The sequence below is a fragment of the Flavobacterium gilvum genome (assembly GCF_001761465.1).
In the GTDB taxonomy this organism is placed as follows: domain Bacteria; phylum Bacteroidota; class Bacteroidia; order Flavobacteriales; family Flavobacteriaceae; genus Flavobacterium; species Flavobacterium gilvum.
Genome location: NZ_CP017479.1, coordinates 1,906,848 through 1,930,823, shown reverse-complemented (window position 1 = coordinate 1,930,823; position 23,976 = coordinate 1,906,848). Strand labels below are relative to the sequence as shown.

Below are 23,976 nucleotides of genomic sequence, written 5' to 3'. Positions count from 1 at the left end.
AGCCAACAAAAATAACAATTCGGAGGCATTAAACAAGTTTCCCTAGTACTATTAACAAAAAATTATTAAGTTATATAATAAAGAGTAAAACGGTGTTTGTTTTAATACCCATATATTTTTTTAAATAGCATTATTAAATAGTACTTTTGCAAACTATTGAAATAAAAATATGAGTTTTTTAAAAGAAATACAGCGAAGACGCACTTTTGGGATTATTTCACACCCCGATGCAGGAAAAACAACGCTAACTGAAAAATTACTTCTTTTTGGAGGAGCAATTCAGGAAGCTGGTGCGGTAAAAAACAATAAAATAAAAAAAGGAGCCACCAGTGACTTTATGGAAATTGAACGCCAGAGAGGAATCTCGGTTTCAACTTCTGTTTTGGCCTTCAATTATAAAGAAAAAAAAATCAATATTCTAGACACACCCGGTCATAAGGATTTTGCCGAAGACACCTTTAGAACACTGACCGCTGTTGACAGCGTTATTGTTGTAATCGACGTAGCAAAAGGTGTCGAAGAACAAACCGAAAAACTGGTTGCCGTATGTAGAATGCGTAACATCCCGATGATTGTTTTTATCAACAAATTAGACCGAGAAGGAAAAGACGCATTTGATTTGATGGATGAAGTAGAGCAAAAACTTGGCTTAACCGTAACACCTTTAAGTTTCCCAATCGGAATGGGATATGACTTTCAGGGAATCTACAATCTTTGGGAGCAAAACATCAATTTATTTAGTGGTGACAGCCGTAAAAACATTGAAGAGACAATTGCATTTTCAGATGTTCAAAGTCCCGAATTGGAAAAAATAATCGGTCAAAAACCTGCAGATCGACTACGTGAAGAACTGGAATTAATTGACGAAGTGTATCCCAAATTTAATCAACAAGATTATTTGGACGGAAAATTACAGCCAGTCTTTTTTGGATCTGCCCTAAACAACTTTGGCGTTAGAGAATTATTAGACTGTTTTGTTTCTATCGCACCATCGCCAAGGCCAAAAGATTCTGAAACCCGATTGGTTGATCCGAAAGAAGAAAAAATGTCGGGATTTGTTTTTAAAATTCATGCCAATATGGACCCAAAACACAGAGATCGATTGGCATTTATAAAAATTGTTTCGGGAACTTTTGAAAGAAACAAACCTTATTTTCATGTTCGTCAGAAAAAAAACTTAAAATTCTCAAGCCCTAATGCTTTCTTTGCCGAAAAGAAAGAAATAGTCGATATTTCCTATCCTGGTGATATTGTTGGATTGCATGATACAGGAAATTTCAAAATTGGGGACACTTTGACAGAGGGTGAAATCATGAGTTTCAAAGGAATCCCAAGTTTCTCTCCAGAACATTTTAGATACATCAATAATGCCGATCCGATGAAAGCCAAACAGCTTGACAAAGGTGTTGACCAATTGATGGATGAGGGTGTAGCACAATTATTCACTCTGGAAATGAATAACCGAAAAGTAATTGGAACCGTAGGAGCATTACAATACGAAGTTATCCAATACCGACTGGAACACGAATATGGGGCAAAATGTACCTATGAAAACTTTCCTGTTCACAAAGCTTGCTGGGTAAAACCAGATGATGCTAAAAATGAAGAATTTAAAGAATTCAAAAGAATAAAACAGAAGTATTTGGCAAAAGATAAATACAACCAACTGGTTTTTCTTGCCGATTCGGATTTTACCATTCAGATGACGCAAAGTAAATATCCAAGTGTCAAATTATTTTTCACTTCTGAATTTGATTAAATAAAAATAGAAACAAAAACGCCAGCATTTTAGCTGGCGTTTTTTATATATGCAAATTAAATTTAACCTTAAATTCTAGCAAGATTCATTATTAATTGTTTTCTTCAAAAGCGTTTTCAACAACAAATGATTCGGTTCTCTACCCGATGTCAAAATACTTTTTTTAGTATAAAATCTTTCGCTTGACTTAGCACTATTCACATCTTCTTTTGTACCCATAAACCATAAAATAAAATTCATATTAGAATTCAATTCAGACGACACTTTAGAAGTTGCAGTACCAACTGCATTATCGTTAGGATTTATTAGAACCTCATTTAGAGAAGAATTGGCAGTAGCATTTTGAGCAAATGCAACTGAACCGGTAAAAAACACAAACAGAATTAAAAACAAAAATTGTTTTTGATTGTTATTATTTCTCATTCTTAAAACGTTATTTATATTCCTCTTTATGACAAAATAAGATTATCAATAGTGTACGAAACTAATCGAATAGATTTCGAGGAAAAAAAATAGTCGTTGAAAAACAAAAAAATACGTTTAAATGCAGGAAGTGATAATTATGCAATAAACCAAAATATTTTTTTTCTTATTATCAATTTGGCTTCCAAAATAAATCAAAACAGTTGATTTAGAATCATTTTCAAACAAATTAAAACAAAAAAAAGACTCCGTTTCCGGAGTCTTTATGATTTTATGCTTGACCAGTTGGACCAAAGTTTAGCGGAATAGGAGGCTGTTCTACATCCTTAATTTCACCATGCGACATTTCATAACGATGAATGTTTTCGCCAATTGCATTGAGCAATCTTTTAGCATGCTGCGGAGTCAAAACAATTCTTGATTTCACTTTTGCTTTTGGAACACCAGGCATAATACATACAAAATCTAATACAAATTCAGATGAAGAATGATTAATTATAGCTAAATTGGAATAAATACCTTCGGCTACAGTTTCGTCTAATTCAATGTTAATCTGTTCTTGTTGTTGTTTAGAATTGCTCATAGAATCTATGTTTTTTTCAACATTCTCTCTCTGCCTAAACAAAGAGAGAAATGTTGTAAAAAGAATTAATAAATATATTCTTCTTTATTAGCCATCATATCATTGTAGTCTTCTCTAGAACCTACAATTGCATTATCATACTCTCTCATACCAGTACCGGCTGGGATTCTATGACCTACAATTACATTTTCTTTCAATCCTTCTAACAAATCAAGTTTACCTGCTACAGCAGCTTCATTCAACACTTTTGTTGTTTCCTGGAACGAAGCAGCAGAAATAAATGATTTCGTTTGAAGAGAAGCTCTAGTAATACCTTGAAGTACCGGAGTAGCAGTTGCAGTAATTACATCACGTGCAACAACAAGGTTTTTATCTGTACGCTTCAACAATGAATTTTCATCACGCAATTGACGTGGCGAAATAATCTGACCTGGTTTTAAAACACTTGAATCTCCAGCATCTTCAACTACTTTCATTCCATATAATTTATCATTTTCAACGATAAAATCTTTGGTATGAATTAATTGATCTTCTAAGAATAAAGTATCTCCAGGATCTTCAACTTGTACTTTACGCATCATTTGACGTATTACTACTTCAAAGTGCTTATCGTTAATTTTAACCCCTTGAAGACGGTATACCTCTTGAATTTCATTTACCAAATACTGTTGAACAGCAGCAGGTCCTTGAATTCTCAAAATATCATCCGGTGTAATAGCACCGTCAGATAATGGAGCACCAGCTCTTACGAAGTCATTTTCCTGAACTAAGATCTGACTTGATAATTTAACCAAGTATTTTCTAACGTCACCAAATTTAGATTCGATAACAATTTCACGGTTACCTCTCTTGATTTTCCCGAAAGAAACAACACCATCAATCTCAGAAACTACAGCTGGATTCGAAGGATTACGAGCTTCTAACAACTCAGTAATTCTTGGTAGACCTCCTGTAATATCCCCAGATTTTGAAGAACGACGTGGAATTTTCACCAAAACTTTACCAGCTTTAATTTTTTCTCCGTTATCAACCATCAAGTGCGCTCCAACTGGTAAGTTGTAAGAACGAATTAATTCTCCTTCTTTACCGTAAACCAATAATGTTGGGATTAATTTTTTGTTTCTTGATTCAGAGATTACTTTTTCTTGGAAACCAGTTTGCTCATCAATTTCAACCATGAACGATTGTCCTTGCTCTAAATCTTCGTAAGCAATTTTTCCGGTAAACTCAGAAACGATAACCCCATTATATGGATCCCATTTACAGATAACAGTTCCTTTTGCAACAGATTCACCATCATTAACAAAGATACTTGAACCGTAAGGAATGTTATGTGTACTCAATAGAATACCAGTTTTCTCATCAATTAATTTCAACTCTGTTGAACGAGAAACAACAATATCAACTGAATTACCTTCGCTGTCTTCACCTTTTACAGTTTTCAAATCTTCAATCTCTAGTTTACCTGCAAAACGAGTAATAATACTAGAATCTTCAGAAATACCTCCTGCAACCCCTCCAACGTGGAACGTACGTAATGTCAACTGTGTACCTGGTTCACCAATAGATTGTGCTGCAATTACACCAACTGCCTCACCTCTTTGAGTCATTTTACCAGTAGCTAAGTTTCTACCGTAACATTTAGCACAAATACCTTTAGTAGCCTCACAAACCAATGGAGAACGTACTTCTACTTTCTCTACTGGAGAAGCTTCGATACCTTTTACTAAAGCTTCGGTGATTTGCTCTCCAGCGTGAACTAAAATCTCGCTTGTCAAAGGATTAATCACATCTTGCAATGCAACACGTCCTAAGATTCTTTCACCCAATGATTCAACAATTTCCTCATTTTTCTTCAAAGCAGAAACTTCAATACCTCTTAGAGTACCACAATCCTCGATATTAACAATAACATCCTGAGAAACGTCATGTAATCTTCTTGTCAAGTATCCAGCATCAGCTGTTTTCAAAGCGGTATCCGCAAGACCTTTACGAGCACCGTGAGTAGAGATAAAGTACTCAAGGATAGAAAGACCTTCTTTAAAGTTCGAAAGAATCGGGTTCTCAATAATTTCACCACCACCAGCAGTCGATTTTTTAGGCTTAGCCATCAAACCACGCATACCGGTTAACTGACGAATTTGTTCTTTAGATCCCCTTGCTCCAGAGTCAAGCATCATATACACAGAGTTGAAACCTTGTTGGTCTTCTCTAATGTTTTTCATTGCCAACTCCGTCAATTGAGCATTTGCTGAAGTCCATACATCAATAACTTGGTTGTAACGTTCGTTATTGGTGATAAGACCCATGTTATAGTTAGCAGAAATACCTTCAACTTGCTCTCTGGCATCTGCAATTAATTTTGGTTTTTGTTCTGGGATTCTAATATCACCAAGAGAGAATGACAATCCTCCTTTAAATGCGAATTTATAACCCATATCTTTCATATTGTCCAAGAAAGCCGCTGTTGTAGGAACATCAGTCGAACTCAATACGTGTCCGATGATATCTCTCAAGTTTTTCTTAGTTAATACATCATTGATATATCCAGCTGCTTCGGGTACCACTTCGTTAAACAATACACGTCCAGCAGTTGTTTGGATAATTTGATACACCAATTCTCCATTCTCATTAAAATCTTTTGCTCTAATTTTCACTCGAGCATTCAATTCTAATCTTCCTTCGTTTAATGCGATATTAACCTCCTCAGCAGAATAGAATGTAATTCCTTCTCCTAAAATAGTTTTCTCAGGTGTAGACAAACGTTCTTTGGTCATATAATAAAGACCCAAAACCATGTCCTGAGAAGGTACTGTGATAGGAGCACCATTTGCAGGGTTCAAGATATTATGAGAGGCCAACATTAACAATTGTGCTTCCAAAATAGCTTCTGGCCCTAATGGCAAGTGAACTGCCATCTGGTCACCATCGAAATCCGCGTTGAACGCCGTACATACTAATGGGTGCAATTGGATTGCTTTTCCTTCAATCAATTTTGGTTGGAAAGCTTGAATACCTAACCTGTGCAAAGTAGGAGCACGGTTCAGTAATACTGGGTGTCCTTTGATTACGTTTTCAAGAATATCCCAAACTACCGGCTCTTTTTTGTCAATTATTTTCTTAGCAGATTTTACTGTTTTTACAATTCCTCTTTCTATCAATTTACGGATAACGAAAGGTTTGTATAACTCAGCAGCCATATCTTTTGGCAAACCGCATTCAAACAATTTCAACTCAGGCCCAACAACAATTACCGAACGAGCAGAATAATCCACACGTTTTCCAAGTAAGTTTTGACGGAAACGCCCTTGTTTACCTTTTAAGGAATCAGATAATGATTTCAAAGGTCTGTTTGATTCCGTTTTTACTGCAGAAGCTTTACGAGTATTATCGAAAAGTGAATCTACAGATTCCTGCAACATACGTTTTTCGTTTCTCAAGATTACTTCAGGAGCTTTAATCTCGATTAATCTTTTCAAACGGTTGTTACGGATGATTACACGACGGTATAAATCATTCAAATCTGAAGTCGCAAAACGACCACCATCAAGTGGCACAAGAGGACGCAATTCTGGTGGAATTACCGGAATTACTTTCATAATCATCCATTCAGGACGATTCTCTCTGTTCAAAGTAGACTCACGGAAAGATTCTACAACCTGAAGTCTTTTTAAAGCTTCAGTTTTTCTTTGTTTAGATGTCTCGTTATTAGCTTTATGTCTTAAATCGTATGACAATTCGTCAAGATCAATACGAGCCAATAAATCCATAATACACTCTGCTCCCATTTTGGCAACAAATTTATTTGGATCAAAATCGTCTAAATATTGGTTATCTGCAGGAAGAGTATCCAAAATATTCAAATATTCCTCTTCTGTCAAGAAATCCAATCTTTGTATTGATTCACCATCTGTATTTTTGGCGATACCTGGCTGAATAACTACATATCTTTCGTAGTAGATAATCATATCTAATTTCTTAGAAGGAAGACCAAGGATATAACCAATTTTATTAGGAAGTGAACGGAAATACCAAATGTGAGCAATAGGCACAACAAGGTTGATGTGTCCTACTCTGTCTCTACGTACTTTCTTTTCAGTTACTTCAACACCACAACGGTCACAGATGATACCTTTGTAACGTATTCTTTTATATTTACCACAAGCACATTCAAAATCTTTTACTGGTCCAAAAATTCTTTCGCAGAAAAGACCATCGCGCTCTGGTTTGTGAGTTCTGTAATTAATGGTTTCTGGTTTTAAAACCTCACCTCTTGACTCTTTCAAGATTGATTCCGGAGAAGCCAATCCAATTGAAATTTTGTCAAATCTTTTTACAGTATTTTTCTCTTTATTATTTCTATTATTTATCATAGTTTTTACTATTGATTTATTTGCAATTAAAATTGATTTTAGACTTATCTAATTAAGTCACACCTCGAATTACTTCTCTAAACCTCAAATCGTCTATTTGTAGGTGCTAGTTATAGGCTATAAAGCATATAAAAAATCGGAACGGTTTACGGGTATAAATCCTAAAAACTCGTAAAAATGAGTAATCAGTTTTCAGATACTGCTACCTGAAAACTGAAAACTGCAAACTTTTTTTATTCTTCTAAACGAATATCAAGTCCTAGACCTTTCAATTCGTGCATCAATACGTTGAATGATTCTGGTAATCCTGGTTCTGGCATAGTTTCACCTTTTACGATTGCTTCGTAAGTTTTGGCTCTACCAATAACATCATCAGATTTAACAGTCAAGATTTCTCTAAGAGTACTAGATGCTCCATAAGCCTCAAGTGCCCAAACCTCCATCTCTCCAAAACGCTGACCTCCAAATTGAGCTTTACCTCCAAGTGGTTGTTGAGTAATCAATGAGTATGGTCCGATAGAACGTGCGTGCATCTTATCATCAACCATATGTCCTAATTTCAACATATAGATAACTCCTACTGTCGCCGCTTGGTGGAAACGCTCTCCTGTACCTCCGTCATAAAGATGTGTATGTCCAAAACGTGGCACACCAGCTTCATCAGTCAAGGCATTTATTTCTTCAAGAGAAGCTCCGTCAAAAATTGGAGTAGCAAATTTTCTACCCAAATTCATACCGGCCCATCCTAATACTGTTTCATAGATTTGTCCGATGTTCATACGCGAAGGTACCCCAAGTGGATTCAACACGATATCAACAGGTGTTCCATCTTCAAGGAAAGGCATATCTTCATGACGAACAATACGAGCAACAATACCTTTGTTACCGTGACGTCCCGCCATTTTATCCCCAACTTTCAATTTACGTTTTTTAGCAATGTAAACTTTAGCCAATTTCAAGATTCCTGATGGCAATTCATCTCCAACAGTAATTGTGAATTTCTCTCTACGTAAAGCACCTTGTAAATCGTTCAATTTAATTTTATAGTTATGAATCAAATCATTAACCATTTTATTGGTAGCATCATCAGCAACCCATTGACCTTTACTTAAGTGAGCAAAATCTTCAACAGCGTAAAGCATTTTTTGAGTATATTTTTTACCTTTTGGTAAAACTTCCTCACCCAAATCATTCATTACACCTTGAGAAGTTTTTCCGTTTACGATATTGAAAAGTTTCTCAATCAATTTATCTTTAAGCTCAACAAACTTCACTTCAAACTCCATTTCAAGTGCTCCTAAAGCATCTTTGTCTTGAGTACGTTTACGTTTGTCTTTTACCGCTCTTGCAAATAATTTTTTATCCAAAACCACACCATGTAAAGAAGGAGAAGCTTTCAATGAAGCATCTTTTACATCACCTGCTTTATCACCGAAGATTGCGCGAAGCAATTTCTCTTCTGGAGTAGGATCTGATTCTCCTTTTGGCGTAATTTTACCGATAAGAATATCACCAGGTTTAACCTCGGCACCAATTCTAATCATACCATTTTCATCCAAATCTTTAGTAGCTTCTTCAGAAACGTTTGGTATATCGTTCGTTAATTCTTCATTACCTAATTTAGTATCTCTAACTTCCAATGAATAATCATCGATGTGGATAGAGGTAAAGATATCATCACGAACCACTTTCTCAGAAATCACAATCGCATCCTCAAAGTTATATCCTTTCCATGGCATGAACGCAACTTTAAGGTTTCTACCTAAAGCCAATTCTCCATTTTGGGTTGCATAACCTTCAGACAATACTTGTCCAGGAATCACTCTATCCCCTTTTCTTACGATAGGTTTAAGATTGATGCTGGTTCCTTGATTGGTTTTTCTAAATTTAATTAAATTATATGTTTTCTCATCAGTTTCAAAACTAACCATTCTTTCTTCCTCAGAACGATCATATTTAATAGTGATGATATTGGCATCAACGTATTCTACAACTCCATTTCCTTCAGCATTAATCAAAACTCTGGAATCTGAAGCTACTTGACGCTCTAAACCGGTACCAACAATTGGAGCTTCAGGACGTATCAATGGCACGGCCTGACGCATCATGTTTGATCCCATCAACGCACGGTTCGCATCATCATGCTCCAAGAAAGGAATCAAAGATGCAGAAATCGAAGCAATTTGGTTAGGTGCTACGTCTGTATAATGTACTTGAGAAGGATCAATTACAGGGAAGTCACCCTCTTGACGTGCAATTACGTTTTCGGCAGTGATTTTTCCCGAAGCTTCCATTTTAATGTTAGCTTGAGCAATTAACATACCTTCTTCCTCTTCAGCACTTAAATATATAGGTGTTGATTCTAAATCTACAACTCCATTGCTTACTTTACGGTAAGGTGTTTCAATGAAACCCATTCCGTTTACTTTAGCATAAACTCCAAGAGAAGAAATCAAACCAATATTTGGTCCCTCTGGCGTTTCAATTGGACACAAACGTCCATAATGCGTATAGTGAACGTCACGAACCTCAAATCCAGCTCTTTCTCTCGAAAGTCCACCTGGTCCAAGTGCCGACAATCTTCTTTTGTGTGTAATCTCAGCCAATGGATTCGTTTGGTCCATAAATTGAGATAATTGGTTTGTTCCAAAGAAAGAGTTGATAACCGATGACAATGTTTTAGCATTAATCAAATCAATTGGTGTAAACACCTCGTTATCTCTAACGTTCATTCTCTCACGAATGGTTCTAGCCATACGAGCCAAACCAACTCCAAATTGTTGAGACAATTGCTCACCAACTGTTCTTACACGACGGTTCGATAAGTGATCAATATCATCAATCTCAGCTTTAGAGTTGATCAATTCAATCAAATATTTAACGATAGTAATGATATCTTCTTTGGTAAGCACTTGCTTTTCCATTGGAGTATCAAGACCAAGTTTTTTATTAATTCTATAACGACCTACTTCACCTAAGTTATAACGTTGGTCAGAGAAGAATAATTTATCTATAATACCACGAGCAGTTTCTTCATCAGGCGGTTCTGCGTTACGCAATTGTCTGTAGATATGCTCAACAGCTTCTTTTTCGGAGTTTGTTGGGTCTTTTTGTAGCGTATTATGAATGATAGAATAATCTACTAGATTATTATCTTCTTTATGCAACAAAATAGATTTAACGTTTGAATCAATGATTTCTTCCACATTATCTTTGTCGATAATAGTATCACGATCAAGGATAATTTCATTACGCTCAATAGATACCACCTCACCAGTATCCTCATCTACGAAATCCTCATGCCAAGTGTTCAATACACGCGCGGCTAATTTTCTTCCAATATATTTTTTAAGTCCTGTTTTAGAAACTTTAATTTCTTCAGCCAAGTCAAAAATCTCAAGGATATCCTTGTCTCTTTCAAAACCGATAGCGCGGAATAAAGTTGTAACAGGTAATTTTTTCTTTCTATCGATATATGCATACATTACGCTGTTGATATCGGTAGAGAATTCTATCCAAGACCCTTTAAAAGGAATAACTCTCGCAGAATATAATTTTGTTCCATTTGCATGGAATGACTGTCCAAAGAAAACACCAGGAGAACGGTGTAATTGTGAAACCACAACTCGCTCAGCTCCGTTGATAACAAAAGTACCACTTGGTGTCATATAAGGTATTGTTCCAAGATAAACATCTTGTACAATAGTTTCAAAATCTTCGTGTTCAGGATCTGTACAATATAGTTTTAACCTTGCTTTTAAAGGCACACTATACGTAAGACCTCTTTCTATACATTCTTGAATGGTGTAACGTGGCGGATCTACAAAATAATCAAGGAATTCCAAAACAAAGTTATTTCTTGTATCTGTAATTGGAAAGTTTTCCATGAAGGTATTGTATAATCCTTCGTCGCCTCTTTCGTCAGATTTTGTTTCTAATTGAAAAAAATCTTTAAACGATTTTACCTGAACATCTAGAAAATCTGGATAGTCAGGTATGTTTTTTGTAGAGGCAAAATTCAATCTTTCAGTCTGATTTGTTATCATCAATGGACAAAATTTTGATTAAAAAAAAGTAGTTTTTTGTGTAAAAACACTGTTCAATTTATAAAACAATCTATACTTTCTTTTTATAATCGATACATCTTTAAAAACAAACAAATTAAAACTTTGTAAATTTTCTTTCTTCGTATTGACTAAAAACTTTTTCGTATTCTAAACTATTTTATAATAAAACTTGATATAATTTTATTATACGAAAAATGGTTTAGACCCTTGGACACTTCTGTCCAAGGTCTAAACCTACTTTTAAACTGGCGTTTTGTTATTTTAACTCAACAACAGCTCCAGCTTCTTCTAAAGATTTTTTAAGACCTTCAGCCTCTTCTTTAGTTACACCTTCTTTAACGTTACTTGGAGCGCTATCAACTACATCTTTAGCTTCTTTAAGACCTAAACCTGTAAGTTCTTTCACTAATTTCACTACAGCTAATTTAGAAGCTCCTGCATCTTTCAATACAACTGTAAATTCTGTTTGAGCCTCTTCAGCAGCACCTTCACCACCACCAGCAGCAACTACTACAGCTGCAGCAGCTGGTTCGATACCGTACTCATCTTTTAATATTGTTGCTAATTCGTTAACTTCTTTTACAGTTAAGTTAACTAATTGCTCTGCGAATTGTTTCAAATCTGCCATTTTTTCTATTTTTTTAAAATGATTTGTAAAAATATAATTTATTTATTGTGCGCTAATTCAAGCAACAAGGAGAATCTCCTCGTTTTGGTTATTATGCTTCAGTCTCTTCGCTATTTGCGAATTGATTTTGTAAAGCAGAAATAACTCTTTGAGCTGGTGATTGCAATAATCCAATGATTTCACCGATAAGCTCTTCTCTAGATTTAATTGTAGCCAATGCATCTAATTGGTCATCACCGATATAAATCTCAGAATTAATAAAAGCACCTTTCAATAAAGGTTTTGCTGATTTTTTTCTAAAATCTTTAATGATTTTTCCAGGAGCATTTGCAACATCTGCAATGAAAATAGCGCTATTCCCTGTCAATACAGAAGGTAAATCTCCATAATCATTATCAGAAGCTTCCATTGCTTTTGCAAGCAAAGTGTTTTTAACCACTTCTAATTTAACACCTGCTTTAAAACAAGCTCTTCTCAAGTTTGAAGTTGTTTCTGCGTCTAACCCAGAAATATCAGATACATAAATAATGTTTGTACCAGCTAACTGTGCAGTTAAATCTTCAATCGCGATTGATTTTTCTTCTCTAGTCATACTAAAAATTATTAACTACCAATTATACTGCTTTTGGGTCCAATGCAATTGCAGGACTCATTGTGCTTGTAAGGTGAATACCTTTAATGTAGGTACCTTTAGCAGCAGTTGGTTTAAGTTTGATTAATGTTTGAATAATTTCGTGTGCGTTGTCAACAATTTGTTCAGCTCCAAAAGAAACTTTACCAATTCCTGCGTGTACGATACCTGTTTTATCAACTTTAAAGTCAATTTTACCAGCTTTTACCTCTGCAACAGCTTTAGCAACATCCATAGTTACAGTACCTGTTTTAGGGTTTGGCATTAAACCTCTAGGTCCTAAAATACGACCTAATGGACCTAATTTACCCATAACAGCAGGCATAGTGATAATTACATCAACATCTGTCCAACCGTCTTTAATTTTTTGAAGGTAATCATCAAGACCAACATGATCTGCACCAGCTTCTCTAGCTTCCGCTTCTTTATCTGGAGTAACCAATGCCAATACTTTTACATCTTTTCCTGTTCCATGAGGTAATGTTACTACACCTCTCACCATTTGATTCGCTTTTCTTGGATCAACACCCAAACGAACCGCGATATCAACTGACTCATCAAATTTTGCAGAAGCAACCTCTTTAATCAATGCAGCAGCATCTTTCAAAGAGTATAATTTGTTCTTCTCAATTTTTGAAGCAGCCACTTTTTGCTTTTTTGTCAATTTTGCCATGTCTTTCTCTTAATTAAAAAGGAGAATCTCCTGATACAGTTATACCCATAGATCTAGCTGTTCCAGCAATCATGCTCATAGCAGATTCGATTGTGAATGCATTTAAATCTACCATTTTATCTTCAGCAATTGCCTTGATAACATCCCAAGTAACGCTAGCTACTTTTTTACGATTTGGTTCACCAGATCCTGACTTTAGCTTCGCAGCTTCCAATAACTGTACTGCCGCTGGAGGAGTCTTTACAACAAAATCAAATGATTTGTCTTTATACACAGTAATTTGTACTGGGCATATTTTGCCAGGTTTATCCTGAGTTCTAGCATTAAATTGCTTACAGAACTCCATGATGTTTACCCCAGCAGCTCCTAAAGCAGGTCCAACCGGTGGCGACGGATTCGCAGCACCTCCCTTAACTTGTAGTTTAACTACCTTACTAATTTCTTTAGCCATTTTTAAAAAATTTAACACAGCAATCATTGGAAGCGATTGCGGTGGATATTATAGTGTAACAAAAATTATACTTTTTCAACTTGCATAAAACTCAACTCCAGTGGTGTTTTTCTACCGAAAATTTTCACCATTACTTCAAGTTTACGCTTCTCTTCATTTATTTTTTCAACAGTTCCGTTAAAACCATTAAAAGGACCATCAATCACTTTTATAGTCTCACCAACGTTGAAAGGAATAGCACGAGTATCTGTATTAACAGCCAACTCATCAACTTTACCTAACATTCTATTTACTTCAGACATTCTTAAAGGAACAGGCTCACCACCTTTAGTCTCCCCTAAAAAACCAATAACACTTGTAATAGACTTAATGATATGAGGAATCTCACCAACTAAATTGGCCTCCAACATAACATATCCCGGAAAGTAAACTTTATCCTTAGATAACTTCTTACCTTCTTTTACAGTAACTACTTTTTCTGTAGGCACAAGAACCTGCGAAACATAATCACTCATTCCTAAACGAGCAATTTCTGTTTCGATATAAGCTTTCACTTTATTTTCTTGTCCGCTTACTGCACGAACGACATACCACTTTTTTATATTATTATCTGCCATTAGAAAAAATTATGCTTTTATCCAATTAAAAAACACTGCTAATGTTTTTGCAAATAGTTCATCTACTCCCCATGTTGCTAAAGCGAATACCACTGAAAAAACAGCTACAACAATCGTAAGACGTTGCACTTCAGCCCAAGCTGGCCAAGTTACATTTGATTTTAATTCTTCAAATGATTCTGATATATAATTAACAACTTTTGTCATAGTGATAAGTTTATTTTTGCACGGGCGGAGGGATTCGAACCCCCATCAACGGTTTTGGAGACCGCTATTCTACCCTTGAACTACGCCCGTCAATAAAAACCAGTGTCATCATAAACACGACACTGGCTTAGTATTATAATAGTATTAAGCTACAATTTCAGTTACCTGACCAGCTCCTACTGTTCTACCACCCTCACGGATAGCGAAACGTAAACCTACGCTCATCGCGATTGGGCTTAACAAAGAAACATTGATAGTCAAGTTGTCACCTGGCATTACCATCTCTACACCTTCTGGTAAAGTAATAACTCCTGTTACATCAGTTGTACGTACATAGAACTGTGGACGGTAGTTATTGTGGAATGGAGTATGACGTCCACCTTCTTCTTTTTTCAAGATATACACCTCAGCTTTGAAAGTAGCGTGTGGTTTTACAGATCCTGGCTTAATGATAACCATACCTCTTTTGATATCAGCTTTATCAATACCTCTCAACAATAAACCTACGTTATCTCCAGCTTCACCTCTGTCAAGGATTTTACGGAACATCTCAACTCCTGTAATTGTAGAAGTCAATTTCTCAGCTCCCATACCAATGATTTCAACTGGATCTCCAGTATTAGCAACTCCAGTTTCGATACGACCTGTAGCAACAGTTCCACGACCTGTAATTGTAAATACGTCCTCAACTGGCATCAAGAATGGTTTTGCAACGTCACGTACTGGCTCTTCGATCCAGTTGTCAACAGCTTCCATCAATTCAATGATTTTAGGAACCCAAGCAGCGTCATTGTTCAATCCACCCAAAGCAGAACCTTGGATAACTGGACAGTTGTCACCATCATACTCATAGAAAGACAATAAGTCTCTAATTTCCATTTCAACTAACTCTAATAACTCAGCATCATCAACCATATCCACTTTGTTCATGAAAACAACGATACGTGGAATACCTACTTGACGTCCTAAAAGGATGTGCTCACGAGTTTGTGGCATTGGACCATCTGTAGCAGCAACTACTAAGATAGCACCATCCATTTGAGCAGCACCAGTAACCATGTTTTTTACGTAATCCGCGTGACCTGGACAGTCAACGTGTGCGTAGTGACGGTTAGCAGTTTCATACTCTACGTGTGAAGTATTAATAGTAATACCTCTTTCTTTTTCTTCAGGAGCATTATCAATTTGATCAAATGATTTTGCTTGACAGTAACCAGCATCAGATAACACTTTTGTGATTGCTGCTGTTAAAGTAGTTTTACCGTGATCTACGTGTCCGATCGTACCGATATTTAAGTGTGGTTTCGAACGGTTAAAGGTTTCTTTTGCCATTTTACTTAATTTTTAATCTAGTTTATATATTTATTTCAATTTCCTACATACTTGAGCCAACTACGGGATTTGAACCCGTGACCTCTTCCTTACCAAGGAAGCACTCTACCCCTGAGCTAAGTCGGCGGTAAAGTTTTTTGTTTCAAGTTTAAAGTTTCAAGTTTTTTCCGGAATAACTTAAAACTTGAAACTTTAAACCTTCAAACTTTTTTGTGGGAAGAGCAGGATTCGAACCTGCGAAGTTTTCACAACGGATTTACAGTCCGTCCTCGTTGGCCGCTTGAGTATCTTCCCTGACCTTAAACAATATTTCAAAAAAAGAGCCGATAGAGGGACTCGAACCCACGACCTGCTGATTACAAATCAGCTGCTCTAGCCAGCTGAGCTACATCGGCATTTTCAATAAAAAAAGTCCGCTATTTCTAACGGACTGCAAATGTATAGATTTTATCCTTTAATCAAAACATTTTTTGAAAAAAAATTAAATTAAATATGAGCTCTTAACTTTTCCTTACGTTTTACAAGCAATCGCTCCAGCGATTCCGCTGATTGCTCAACAGCTTCTTCAAAGGATTTACATTGTTTTTTAACCAAAAAATCGTCCCCTGGAACATTAATCTTTATCTCCACTATTTTATTTTCCTTTTCACTTGTCTTCTCCACCTTCATAAAAACATCAGAAGAGACAACCCTATCATAATATTTCTCCAATTTATCCATTCTCTCTTGAACGAAATCTACCAGCTTTCTGTCAACAGTAAAGTTAACTGCATGAACATTTACCTTCATAATCAATCTTTTTTAATGGTTACACATTTCCAGAATTATTTTTTATTTCTAGGATGCGCCTCCTGATATACCTTTTTGAGTTCTGACAAACTACTATGCGTATAAATTTGCGTGGAAGCCAAACTAGAATGCCCTAACAACTCTTTTACTGAATTCAAATCAGCTCCGTTATTTAATAGGTGAGTCGCAAACGTATGCCTTAATATATGAGGACTTTTTTTTACCTTTTCGGAGACAGTACTAAAGTATGAATTTATTAAACGATACACAAAAGAATCGCTTAATTTTAACCCTTTTTTTGTTAGAAATAAATAATCCTCATCCTCAATAGTTTCCAACAAAGAACGCTCCTCTATATACAAGGACAACTGCTCTGCCACAATCGGCAAAATTGGCAAAACTCGCTCTTTATTCCTCTTGCCCAACACCTTAAGAGTATTGCTCGAAAAATTAACATTAAAACACTTTAAATGTATAAGCTCAGTTCTACGCATTCCCGAAGTATAAAACAACTCCACAATAAGCCTATCCCTTATTTCCTGAAAATCATCTGAAGTCGGCGTTTGAGACAATGCTTCAGCCAATTCTTTTTCAGAAAAAGGAATCTGAAGTTTTTTTTCCGTTTTCAAAACTTTGTGTTTCAACAACGGATTAACTTGAATTTGTTTTGTTTTTAAAAGAAATTTATAAAAAGATTTTAAAGAAGCAATCTTTCTATTTATAGTAGTATTCGAAATTCCGTCTTCAACAAGCGAGACAATCCAGGTTCGGATTTGACTATAATTCACCTGATCGACTGTTTCCTGACCAAAACCCTCCTTATTAAATGACTCAAAGTAACCAATATCATTCAAATAAGCAGTTATGGTGTGTGGGGAATATTTTTTTTCTAATTGCAAATAATCTCTAAATGCATCTTTGTTATTTTTAGCCATAAAAAAACCGTTAGCATCAAAGTTAAAAAACTTTAACCACTAACGGTAATTTATTTTAAAATGTAATGAAGAATATTAGATATTCTCAATACTATCTCTCAAACCTTGGATATAAGCCGCTTTTTGAAATTTCATTCTGTTTACAACTGAAGGTTTTATGAAAGCAGTACGTGCTCTCAACTGTCTTACAGTTCCAGTTTTATCAAATTTTCTTTTATAGCGCTTTAATGCTCTATCGATATTTTCTCCGTCTTTAATTGGTATAATTAGCATAATTTTATCACCCCCTTTCGTTAAGGCTGCAAAATTAAACATTATTTTGGATTTCGAATTATAAATTGCAAATTATTTTTTCTAAAAGAAAGAGGAGAGAGAAAAGAATAAAGAAAATACACCCAAAACTAATAAATACTCAGCTGCACGTTTTTCAAAGCCTCCCCTCTATTTTCTTTACTCTATTTTCTAGACTCTTTTTCTAGTCCTTAAGCAAATCCCTTGAAATTACCAATTTCTGAATTTCGGTTGTACCTTCACCAATGGTACATAATTTCGAATCCCGATAGAATTTCTCAACCGGATAATCTTTGGTATAACCATAACCTCCGTGAATTTGAACAGCATCATTGGCTACTTTTACACACATTTCGGAGGAATACATTTTTGCCATCGCCCCCAATCTTGTTACCGGTCTATTCTGTTCTTTCAAAAAAGCCGCTTTGTGCAATAACAATTCTGAAGCTTCTATATCGGTAGCCATATCAACCAACTTGAAAGAAATTGCCTGAAATTCAGATATCGGTTGCCCAAACTGATATCGTTCTTTTGAATATTTTAAAGCCGCCTCATAAGCCCCTTTTGCAATCCCCAAAGCCAAAGCACCAATAGATATACGACCTCCGTCCAAAATTTTCATTGCCTGCACGAATCCCTGCCCTACTTCACCCAACCGGTTAGCATCTGGAATCCTGCAATTGTCAAAAATTAATTCGGCCGTTTCACTCGCTCGCATTCCTAATTTATTTTCTTTTTTACCAGAAGTAAATCCTGCCATTCCTTTTTCAAAAACAAATGCAGTCATTCCTTTAGAATCTCCCTTTTCACCGGTGCGAACAATCACCACAGCAATATCACCCGAAATACCATGGGTAATAAAATTTTTAGCTCCATTGATTACCCAAAAATCTCCATCACGAACAGCAGTAGTATTCATCCCTCCCGCATCAGATCCAGTATTATGCTCGGTCAATCCCCACGCCCCTATATGTTCTCCGCTGGCTAGTTTTGGAATCCATTTTTTCTTTTGTTCATCATTTCCGAAAGTCAAAATATGATTCACACACAACGAATTGTGAGCCGCAACAGACAGCCCAATAGAAGGATCGACTTTGGAAATTTCTTCCACAACGGTAATATATTCATGGTAACTCAGTCCAGAGCCTCCCAATTCGACAGGAACAAGCGCACCCATAAAACCCATTTCACCCAGTTTTTTGAAAAGCGGAACAGGGAAAATCTGAACTTCATCCCATTCCATTATATAAGGTCTAATATTTTTTTCGGCAAAATCCTTAATAGATTGCGCTATCAAAGATTGAGTTTCACTATAATCAAAATTCATCATAAATATCCTTCGTGTTAAAAGCTCAAATATAAAGCAATAAAATTTGCCTTTTCAGCAGGAAAGCCATTAATTTTTACTAAATCCTCAATATTTTTAAAATCCCCATTCATGCTTCTATATTTTACAATTTGTCGAGCCAAATCATTTTTGAAATAAAAAAATTGAGATAGTTCCTTTAATGAGGCATTATTAATATCAATTTTATTCAAAGGCGGAAGCTTCATAACAGAAAAATGCTCATTTAAATTATGAATCACTTCCGGCGACAAACCCCAAACTTCTTTAAGCTGTTCCATCGAAACAAATGCCCCAAGTTTTTCTTTTTGAGTTAAAATTCGAAGCGAAATCACCTCTCCGATTCCACTTATTTTTATCAAATCTTCCTTTGTAGCCTGATTAATATCGATTAGAATAATTTTTTCTTTTTTAGCAAAAGTTGGAAACTGCGTATTTTTATAACCTGAAAACTCCTTCTTTCGACTTACCCAATCGGGGAATTTGAAAAAAGGCGAAATCACATTCAGCAATGAATCAGAAACCTTTGTTACCTCTTGAAATTCCTTGGCAGAATTAACAAATTTATTCTCTTTTCTAAATGCAAGAAGTCTGTCAATTTCCCGAACAGACATTCCTAATTTATACCCTTTGTAATCTGAAATAAAATTAGGATTGAAAGGAAATATTTTAGGTTTATCATTAAAATTGGCTCTTTTAGCATCATCAACTTCTGATTGCAACGAAAGCCATTTTTGTTTATCGGGATATTCCTTTTCAATTCCATTAAAATCTATAAAAAAGTAAGCTAATTGCAGGACTACTATAATACCAAACAAAACAAGAATTCCTGCTCGTTGTTCACGGGAAAATTTAAAATAATCTTTAATAGTTTTCATATTCATAGTGGATTCATTTGTACTAAATAACCAATGAAAATCTAAAAATATGAAATATCCGAAATAAATCAATTTTTTTATAAGAAAAATAGCAAGCAGAAATTTCTTAATCGTTTTCGGAAAATCAGTACTGTTTTTTGACCTAATAAAAAAACAGAAATCGCAGTAAAATTGTTATCAAAATGAAAATATTGTTTTTATTTTTTATAAAAAACTATACATTTGGCACTTAATAACATTTAAACGATAAAACATGTCTATTTGGAAAAGAAAACCATTAGGTCTACTTCTGGCAGAAGCTAGTGATTCTGAAAAAGGATTAAAAAGAACCTTATCATCAGGATCACTCGTAGCGTTAGGAGTAGGAGCCATCATTGGAGCTGGATTATTCTCTTTAACAGGAATTGCTGCAGCAGAACATGCAGGGCCTGCAGTTACTCTTTCATTTATTTTGGCAGCAGTAGGATGTGCTTTTGCAGGACTATGTTATGCAGAATTTGCTTCGATGATTCCTGTCGCAGGTAGTGCATACACCTACTCATATGCTACAATGGGAGAATTTATGGCATGGATTATTGGATGGGATTTAGTTCTAGAATATGCTTTGGGAGCAGCAACTGTTGGAGTAAGCTGGTCACGTTATTTGCTCGAATTACTGAATAAATATGGCATTCATCTACCTCATAACTTGATTTGCTCGCCTTGGGAAACACTTAAACTGAGCGATGGTACGATAGTAGAAGGCGGAATTATAAATTTACCCGCAATATTTATTGTCTCTTTATTATCCTTACTATTAATCCGAGGAACAAAAGAATCAGCCTCTCTGAACAACATCCTTGTTATAGTAAAAGTTGCCGTTGTGATTATGTTTATCACTTTAGGATGGGGCTTTATTGACCAAGCAAATTACACTCCATATATCCCTAAAAACACAGGTGTTTTTGGCGAATTTGGATGGTCTGGTATAGCTGCTGGTGCGGGAACTGTGTTTTTTGCATTCATTGGTTTTGATGCCGTATCAACAGCAGCGCAAGAAGCCAAAAATCCTCAAAAAGGAATGCCAATAGGTATTTTGGGTTCACTTATAATATGTACCATACTATATGTATTATTTGCACACGTTATGACAGGACTTGTTAACTACACCGTATTTGCAGGAGATGCGAAACCTGCAGCAACAGCATTTGCGAAAACAGGATATGACTTTTTACAAACAGGTCTAATTGTAGCTATTTTAGCAGGTTATACTTCGGTAATGTTAGTGATGCTAATGGGACAAAGTCGTGTGTTTTATACAATGAGTAAAGATGGTTTATTGCCTCCATTCTTTAGTTCAATCCATGCTAAATACCGTACACCTTGGAAAACCAATCTTTTCTTCTTATTCTTCGTAAGTATTTTTGCTGGTTTTGTTCCAGTAAGTGACTTAGGACATATGGTAAGTATTGGAACATTATTAGCTTTCGTTTTGGTTTGTATTGGTGTAATGGTAATGCGTAAAAAAATGCCAGATGCCGAAAGATCGTTCAGAACACCATTGGTTCCATTTGTTCCAATTGCTGGTATTGTAGTTTGTTTGGCTTTAATGTACTCTTTACCTAATGAAAGTTGGATTCGTCTGGTAGTTTGGATGGCATTAGGAATCGTAATCTACTTCCTCTACGGAAAGAAAAACAGTAAATTATCTGATACTCCGGAAAATTAATTTTTCGAAACAAATAAAAAAGGGATTTTAAAGTGGTCAAACTTTAAAATCCCTTTTTTAATTATCGCTATTTCTACAAATCAAATACTGAAGTTCTTTTCGCACGAATTAAATCTTTTAGTCTTATCCAAAAAGCCAAAGTAAGATAGACTCCAAATCCTAAACCTACGGTAACAAACGAAATATAAATAAAAAATAAACGAACATTTGTCACACGCATTCCTAATTTATCAGCCAAGCGGGATGATACGTGAAACCCGTATTTCTCGAAAAAGAACTTTAGTTTTAAAATTGCTCGCATTTTTTATTTTTTACAAACTTACAAATTATCCATTTACCTAATTTTCAAATTCTCTAATTATTTTTCAGCAACTCCATTCCTATAGCACAATCCAAACATTTATTCCTATCGCAATATTCTTTTTTTAATTGCAAAAGTGATTGCGTTTCGAAAGCATTTTTTGCCTTTATTCCAAACGAACCAAACTTATCAATTATAGAATTCTTTTCGGGTTCAACATCATTTAAAACAGCAATTAAATCTTCGGAGATTTCTTTGCCTTGACTCTTGGTATAGGCAAATTGAAGCGGAATAACCGCATTCAAAACAATCAAATCCATAAAAGATTGTGTCAAAGTTTTCTTTTTCCACGGACTTTGTTTATCAAACTGATAATGCGTTTCCCAATAGGGAGCTACCGAAACACGTAAAACCTCATATATTGCTTCGAGCGAATGTAAATCTATTATTTTAGAAAAAAGATTTTGCTGTTTGTGATATAAGTTGGCTAATTGAGAAAGTCGAATCGTGGGAAAATTATCTGGACGATGTTTAAAAAACTGAATGGGTTCAAAATAGCTTTTCTCGATTTGGTATTTGTGAAGCAGATAAAAATACCTAAATTTTAAATCGTTGAAATAAGTATCCTCTTTTTCTGTATCCAGTAATCCTGCGAATCCAAACAACAAAGCCTCTAGATTTTCTACTTCAAAACATTCTTTTCGAATAACCGAAAAAGGAATGGACTGAGCAATTTTGAGAAAAATTTCACCATTTGTATTCAAACCAAAATTCTTTGCCAAAAGACAAAACAAAACCGCTTCCCAATCATTATTGGCCGATTGCAATAAAACCAAAATTAATTCTGATTTTCGCTGTAAACGCTCAAAAAACAAACGTTCCTGCCAATTTATCAATACAAATTGGGAAATTTCAATCAATTGCTTTTCACAATAAATCCATGATTTTGGAGAAACCAATTTTTGATAATTATTTATAGTCTCCTTGTCGACATATTTTTTAAGTTCAAGAACAGGGATTTCGGTGTTATTACTCCTAAAAATTTCGGAATCATGTTCCCAAACCACATGCAAAATCACATTCTCATAACCCGAATCTTTTTCATGATTATGCACATACCAATCAGAGGATTTAACATGAATTTCAACATTTCCTGCCCATTTTTGATTACCAATAGTAATTTGGGCATTAAAAAAATCGGGGCCTGCCAATTCCAGATACTGACCAACATTACTGATAATGATTTCCTCTTGGCTACAAGTTTTTAAATTTAAAGTATCAAACTTTTTGAACTTCCAAAGGTAATGGAGAAAATCTTCTTTCATTTTGCAACTTTTTTTGAATGCTTTTTGGCACTTAGATTATTTGTCTTTTTATCTAAAGTAGCAAAAAAAAGACAAATTAACTTACAAAATGAAATATATTTAGCAATTATTGTAAAAATAATCTTTTTTTTAAAAAAGAGCTTCATCTGAGTAAATACAATTGAGCACAAGCACGAGCATCAGATAATGCCTCGTGATGATTCAACTCAATTTGCATAACCCTACAACATTCGCTTAAAGTGGCGGGCTTCAATCCTATGGATTTATAGATTTTCACGGTACATTCCCAACGGAAACCAATATTCAAATCTTCATAATTCAAACCATAAAAAGCCATAGTTTTGGACAAAACATTACGATCAAAACTTTCGTTATGAGCGACAACAACCCTATTTTGAAGTCTTTTTTTAATTTCGGGGAATACCTCCAGAAAAGTCCTGGCATTTATTGTATCACTCGGATGAATTCCATGAACCCTAATCGTATAGGGATTATATTCATTATTATGCGGTTTGATTAAAGTCACAAACTCATCTACAATAATCCCATTTTCGACAGTAACAATTCCGACGGAACACGGATGGTAACCAGTTGCAGTTTCAAAATCTATGGCGGTAAAAGTCAATTTAATTTCAGATTTAAGATTAATGATTGTTGATT

General features: G+C 35.2%; 21 protein-coding genes and 4 tRNA genes. 2 read left to right on the top strand and 23 right to left on the bottom strand.

What is annotated here, in order from left to right; all coding sequences use genetic code 11:
* Positions 1–169: 169 nt before the first annotated feature.
* The gene (locus tag EM308_RS08080) at positions 170–1,759 is read left to right on the top strand and encodes a peptide chain release factor 3 (RefSeq protein WP_035639343.1); all 1,590 of its coding nucleotides are present in this window, start codon (positions 170–172) and stop codon (positions 1,757–1,759) included.
* Positions 1,760–1,834: 75 nt separating this feature from the next.
* Here EM308_RS08080 and EM308_RS08075 read toward each other — a convergent pair whose 3' ends face one another.
* The 20 genes from EM308_RS08075 to EM308_RS07980 form a co-directional block, all read right to left on the bottom strand.
* Positions 1,835–2,182: a hypothetical protein gene (locus tag EM308_RS08075; RefSeq protein WP_051877864.1), complete on the bottom strand. Its 348-nt coding sequence runs from the start codon at positions 2,180–2,182 to the stop codon at positions 1,835–1,837.
* Between the two features lie 271 nt (positions 2,183–2,453).
* Complete coding sequence (locus EM308_RS08070) at positions 2,454–2,765, bottom strand: DUF3467 domain-containing protein (RefSeq protein ID WP_035639346.1); 312 nt, start codon at positions 2,763–2,765, stop codon at positions 2,454–2,456.
* Between the two features lie 65 nt (positions 2,766–2,830).
* Entirely contained in the window at positions 2,831–7,138 is a 4,308-nt protein-coding gene (gene rpoC / locus EM308_RS08065) for a DNA-directed RNA polymerase subunit beta' (RefSeq protein WP_035639352.1), read from the bottom strand.
* Positions 7,139–7,371: 233 nt separating this feature from the next.
* On the bottom strand, positions 7,372–11,184 hold the full coding sequence (rpoB, locus tag EM308_RS08060; protein WP_035639355.1) for a DNA-directed RNA polymerase subunit beta: 3,813 nt from the start codon (positions 11,182–11,184) through the stop codon (positions 7,372–7,374).
* A 277-nt stretch (positions 11,185–11,461) separates the two neighbouring features.
* Positions 11,462–11,833, bottom strand: coding sequence for a 50S ribosomal protein L7/L12 (rplL, locus tag EM308_RS08055; RefSeq protein WP_035639358.1), 372 nt, complete (start codon positions 11,831–11,833; stop codon positions 11,462–11,464).
* 91 nt (positions 11,834–11,924) lie between these two features.
* Positions 11,925–12,425, bottom strand: coding sequence for a 50S ribosomal protein L10 (gene rplJ / locus EM308_RS08050; RefSeq protein ID WP_035639361.1), 501 nt, complete (start codon positions 12,423–12,425; stop codon positions 11,925–11,927).
* 22 nt (positions 12,426–12,447) lie between these two features.
* The gene (gene rplA / locus EM308_RS08045; RefSeq protein ID WP_035639364.1) at positions 12,448–13,137 is read right to left on the bottom strand and encodes a 50S ribosomal protein L1; all 690 of its coding nucleotides are present in this window, start codon (positions 13,135–13,137) and stop codon (positions 12,448–12,450) included.
* Between the two features lie 13 nt (positions 13,138–13,150).
* A complete protein-coding gene (gene rplK, locus EM308_RS08040) occupies positions 13,151–13,588 on the bottom strand; it encodes a 50S ribosomal protein L11 (protein WP_035639405.1) in 438 nt (145 codons plus the stop codon).
* A 65-nt stretch (positions 13,589–13,653) separates the two neighbouring features.
* A complete protein-coding gene (nusG, locus tag EM308_RS08035; RefSeq protein WP_035639366.1) occupies positions 13,654–14,205 on the bottom strand; it encodes a transcription termination/antitermination protein NusG in 552 nt (183 codons plus the stop codon).
* 9 nt (positions 14,206–14,214) lie between these two features.
* Positions 14,215–14,412: a preprotein translocase subunit SecE gene (secE, locus tag EM308_RS08030; RefSeq protein WP_035639370.1), complete on the bottom strand. Its 198-nt coding sequence runs from the start codon at positions 14,410–14,412 to the stop codon at positions 14,215–14,217.
* A gap of 19 nt (positions 14,413–14,431) precedes the next feature.
* Positions 14,432–14,502 (bottom strand) — tRNA-Trp (locus tag EM308_RS08025).
* A gap of 54 nt (positions 14,503–14,556) precedes the next feature.
* Positions 14,557–15,744, bottom strand: coding sequence for an elongation factor Tu (gene tuf, locus EM308_RS08020; protein WP_035639372.1), 1,188 nt, complete (start codon positions 15,742–15,744; stop codon positions 14,557–14,559).
* 54 nt (positions 15,745–15,798) lie between these two features.
* Positions 15,799–15,870, bottom strand: a tRNA-Thr gene (locus tag EM308_RS08015).
* An 87-nt stretch (positions 15,871–15,957) separates the two neighbouring features.
* A tRNA-Tyr gene (locus EM308_RS08010) sits at positions 15,958–16,038 on the bottom strand.
* Positions 16,039–16,065: 27 nt separating this feature from the next.
* Positions 16,066–16,139 (bottom strand) — tRNA-Thr (locus EM308_RS08005).
* Between the two features lie 91 nt (positions 16,140–16,230).
* Positions 16,231–16,533, bottom strand: a complete 303-nt coding sequence (gene hpf, locus EM308_RS08000; RefSeq protein ID WP_035639374.1) for a ribosome hibernation-promoting factor, HPF/YfiA family — start codon at positions 16,531–16,533, stop codon at positions 16,231–16,233.
* A gap of 35 nt (positions 16,534–16,568) precedes the next feature.
* Positions 16,569–17,468, bottom strand: a complete 900-nt coding sequence (locus tag EM308_RS07995; RefSeq protein WP_035639376.1) for a tyrosine-type recombinase/integrase — start codon at positions 17,466–17,468, stop codon at positions 16,569–16,571.
* Between the two features lie 75 nt (positions 17,469–17,543).
* On the bottom strand, positions 17,544–17,741 hold the full coding sequence (gene rpsU / locus EM308_RS07990) for a 30S ribosomal protein S21 (RefSeq protein WP_035639407.1): 198 nt from the start codon (positions 17,739–17,741) through the stop codon (positions 17,544–17,546).
* Positions 17,742–17,943: 202 nt separating this feature from the next.
* On the bottom strand, positions 17,944–19,086 hold the full coding sequence (locus EM308_RS07985; RefSeq protein WP_035639378.1) for an acyl-CoA dehydrogenase family protein: 1,143 nt from the start codon (positions 19,084–19,086) through the stop codon (positions 17,944–17,946).
* A 17-nt stretch (positions 19,087–19,103) separates the two neighbouring features.
* Positions 19,104–19,988, bottom strand: coding sequence for a ComEA family DNA-binding protein (locus tag EM308_RS07980; protein WP_035639380.1), 885 nt, complete (start codon positions 19,986–19,988; stop codon positions 19,104–19,106).
* A gap of 247 nt (positions 19,989–20,235) precedes the next feature.
* Here EM308_RS07980 and EM308_RS07975 point away from each other — a divergent pair, with 247 nt between their 5' ends.
* Entirely contained in the window at positions 20,236–21,690 is a 1,455-nt protein-coding gene (locus tag EM308_RS07975; protein WP_035639382.1) for an amino acid permease, read from the top strand.
* Positions 21,691–21,763: 73 nt separating this feature from the next.
* Here the strand turns inward: EM308_RS07975 and EM308_RS07970 are convergent, their stop codons facing one another.
* The 3 genes from EM308_RS07970 to EM308_RS07960 form a co-directional block, all read right to left on the bottom strand.
* The gene (locus tag EM308_RS07970) at positions 21,764–21,991 is read right to left on the bottom strand and encodes a PspC family transcriptional regulator (protein ID WP_035639383.1); all 228 of its coding nucleotides are present in this window, start codon (positions 21,989–21,991) and stop codon (positions 21,764–21,766) included.
* 53 nt (positions 21,992–22,044) lie between these two features.
* Positions 22,045–23,316: a DUF2851 family protein gene (locus EM308_RS07965; protein WP_035639384.1), complete on the bottom strand. Its 1,272-nt coding sequence runs from the start codon at positions 23,314–23,316 to the stop codon at positions 22,045–22,047.
* A 142-nt stretch (positions 23,317–23,458) separates the two neighbouring features.
* Entirely contained in the window at positions 23,459–23,941 is a 483-nt protein-coding gene (locus tag EM308_RS07960) for a 3'-5' exonuclease (RefSeq protein ID WP_081907340.1), read from the bottom strand.
* Between the last annotated feature and the right edge of the window lie 35 nt (positions 23,942–23,976).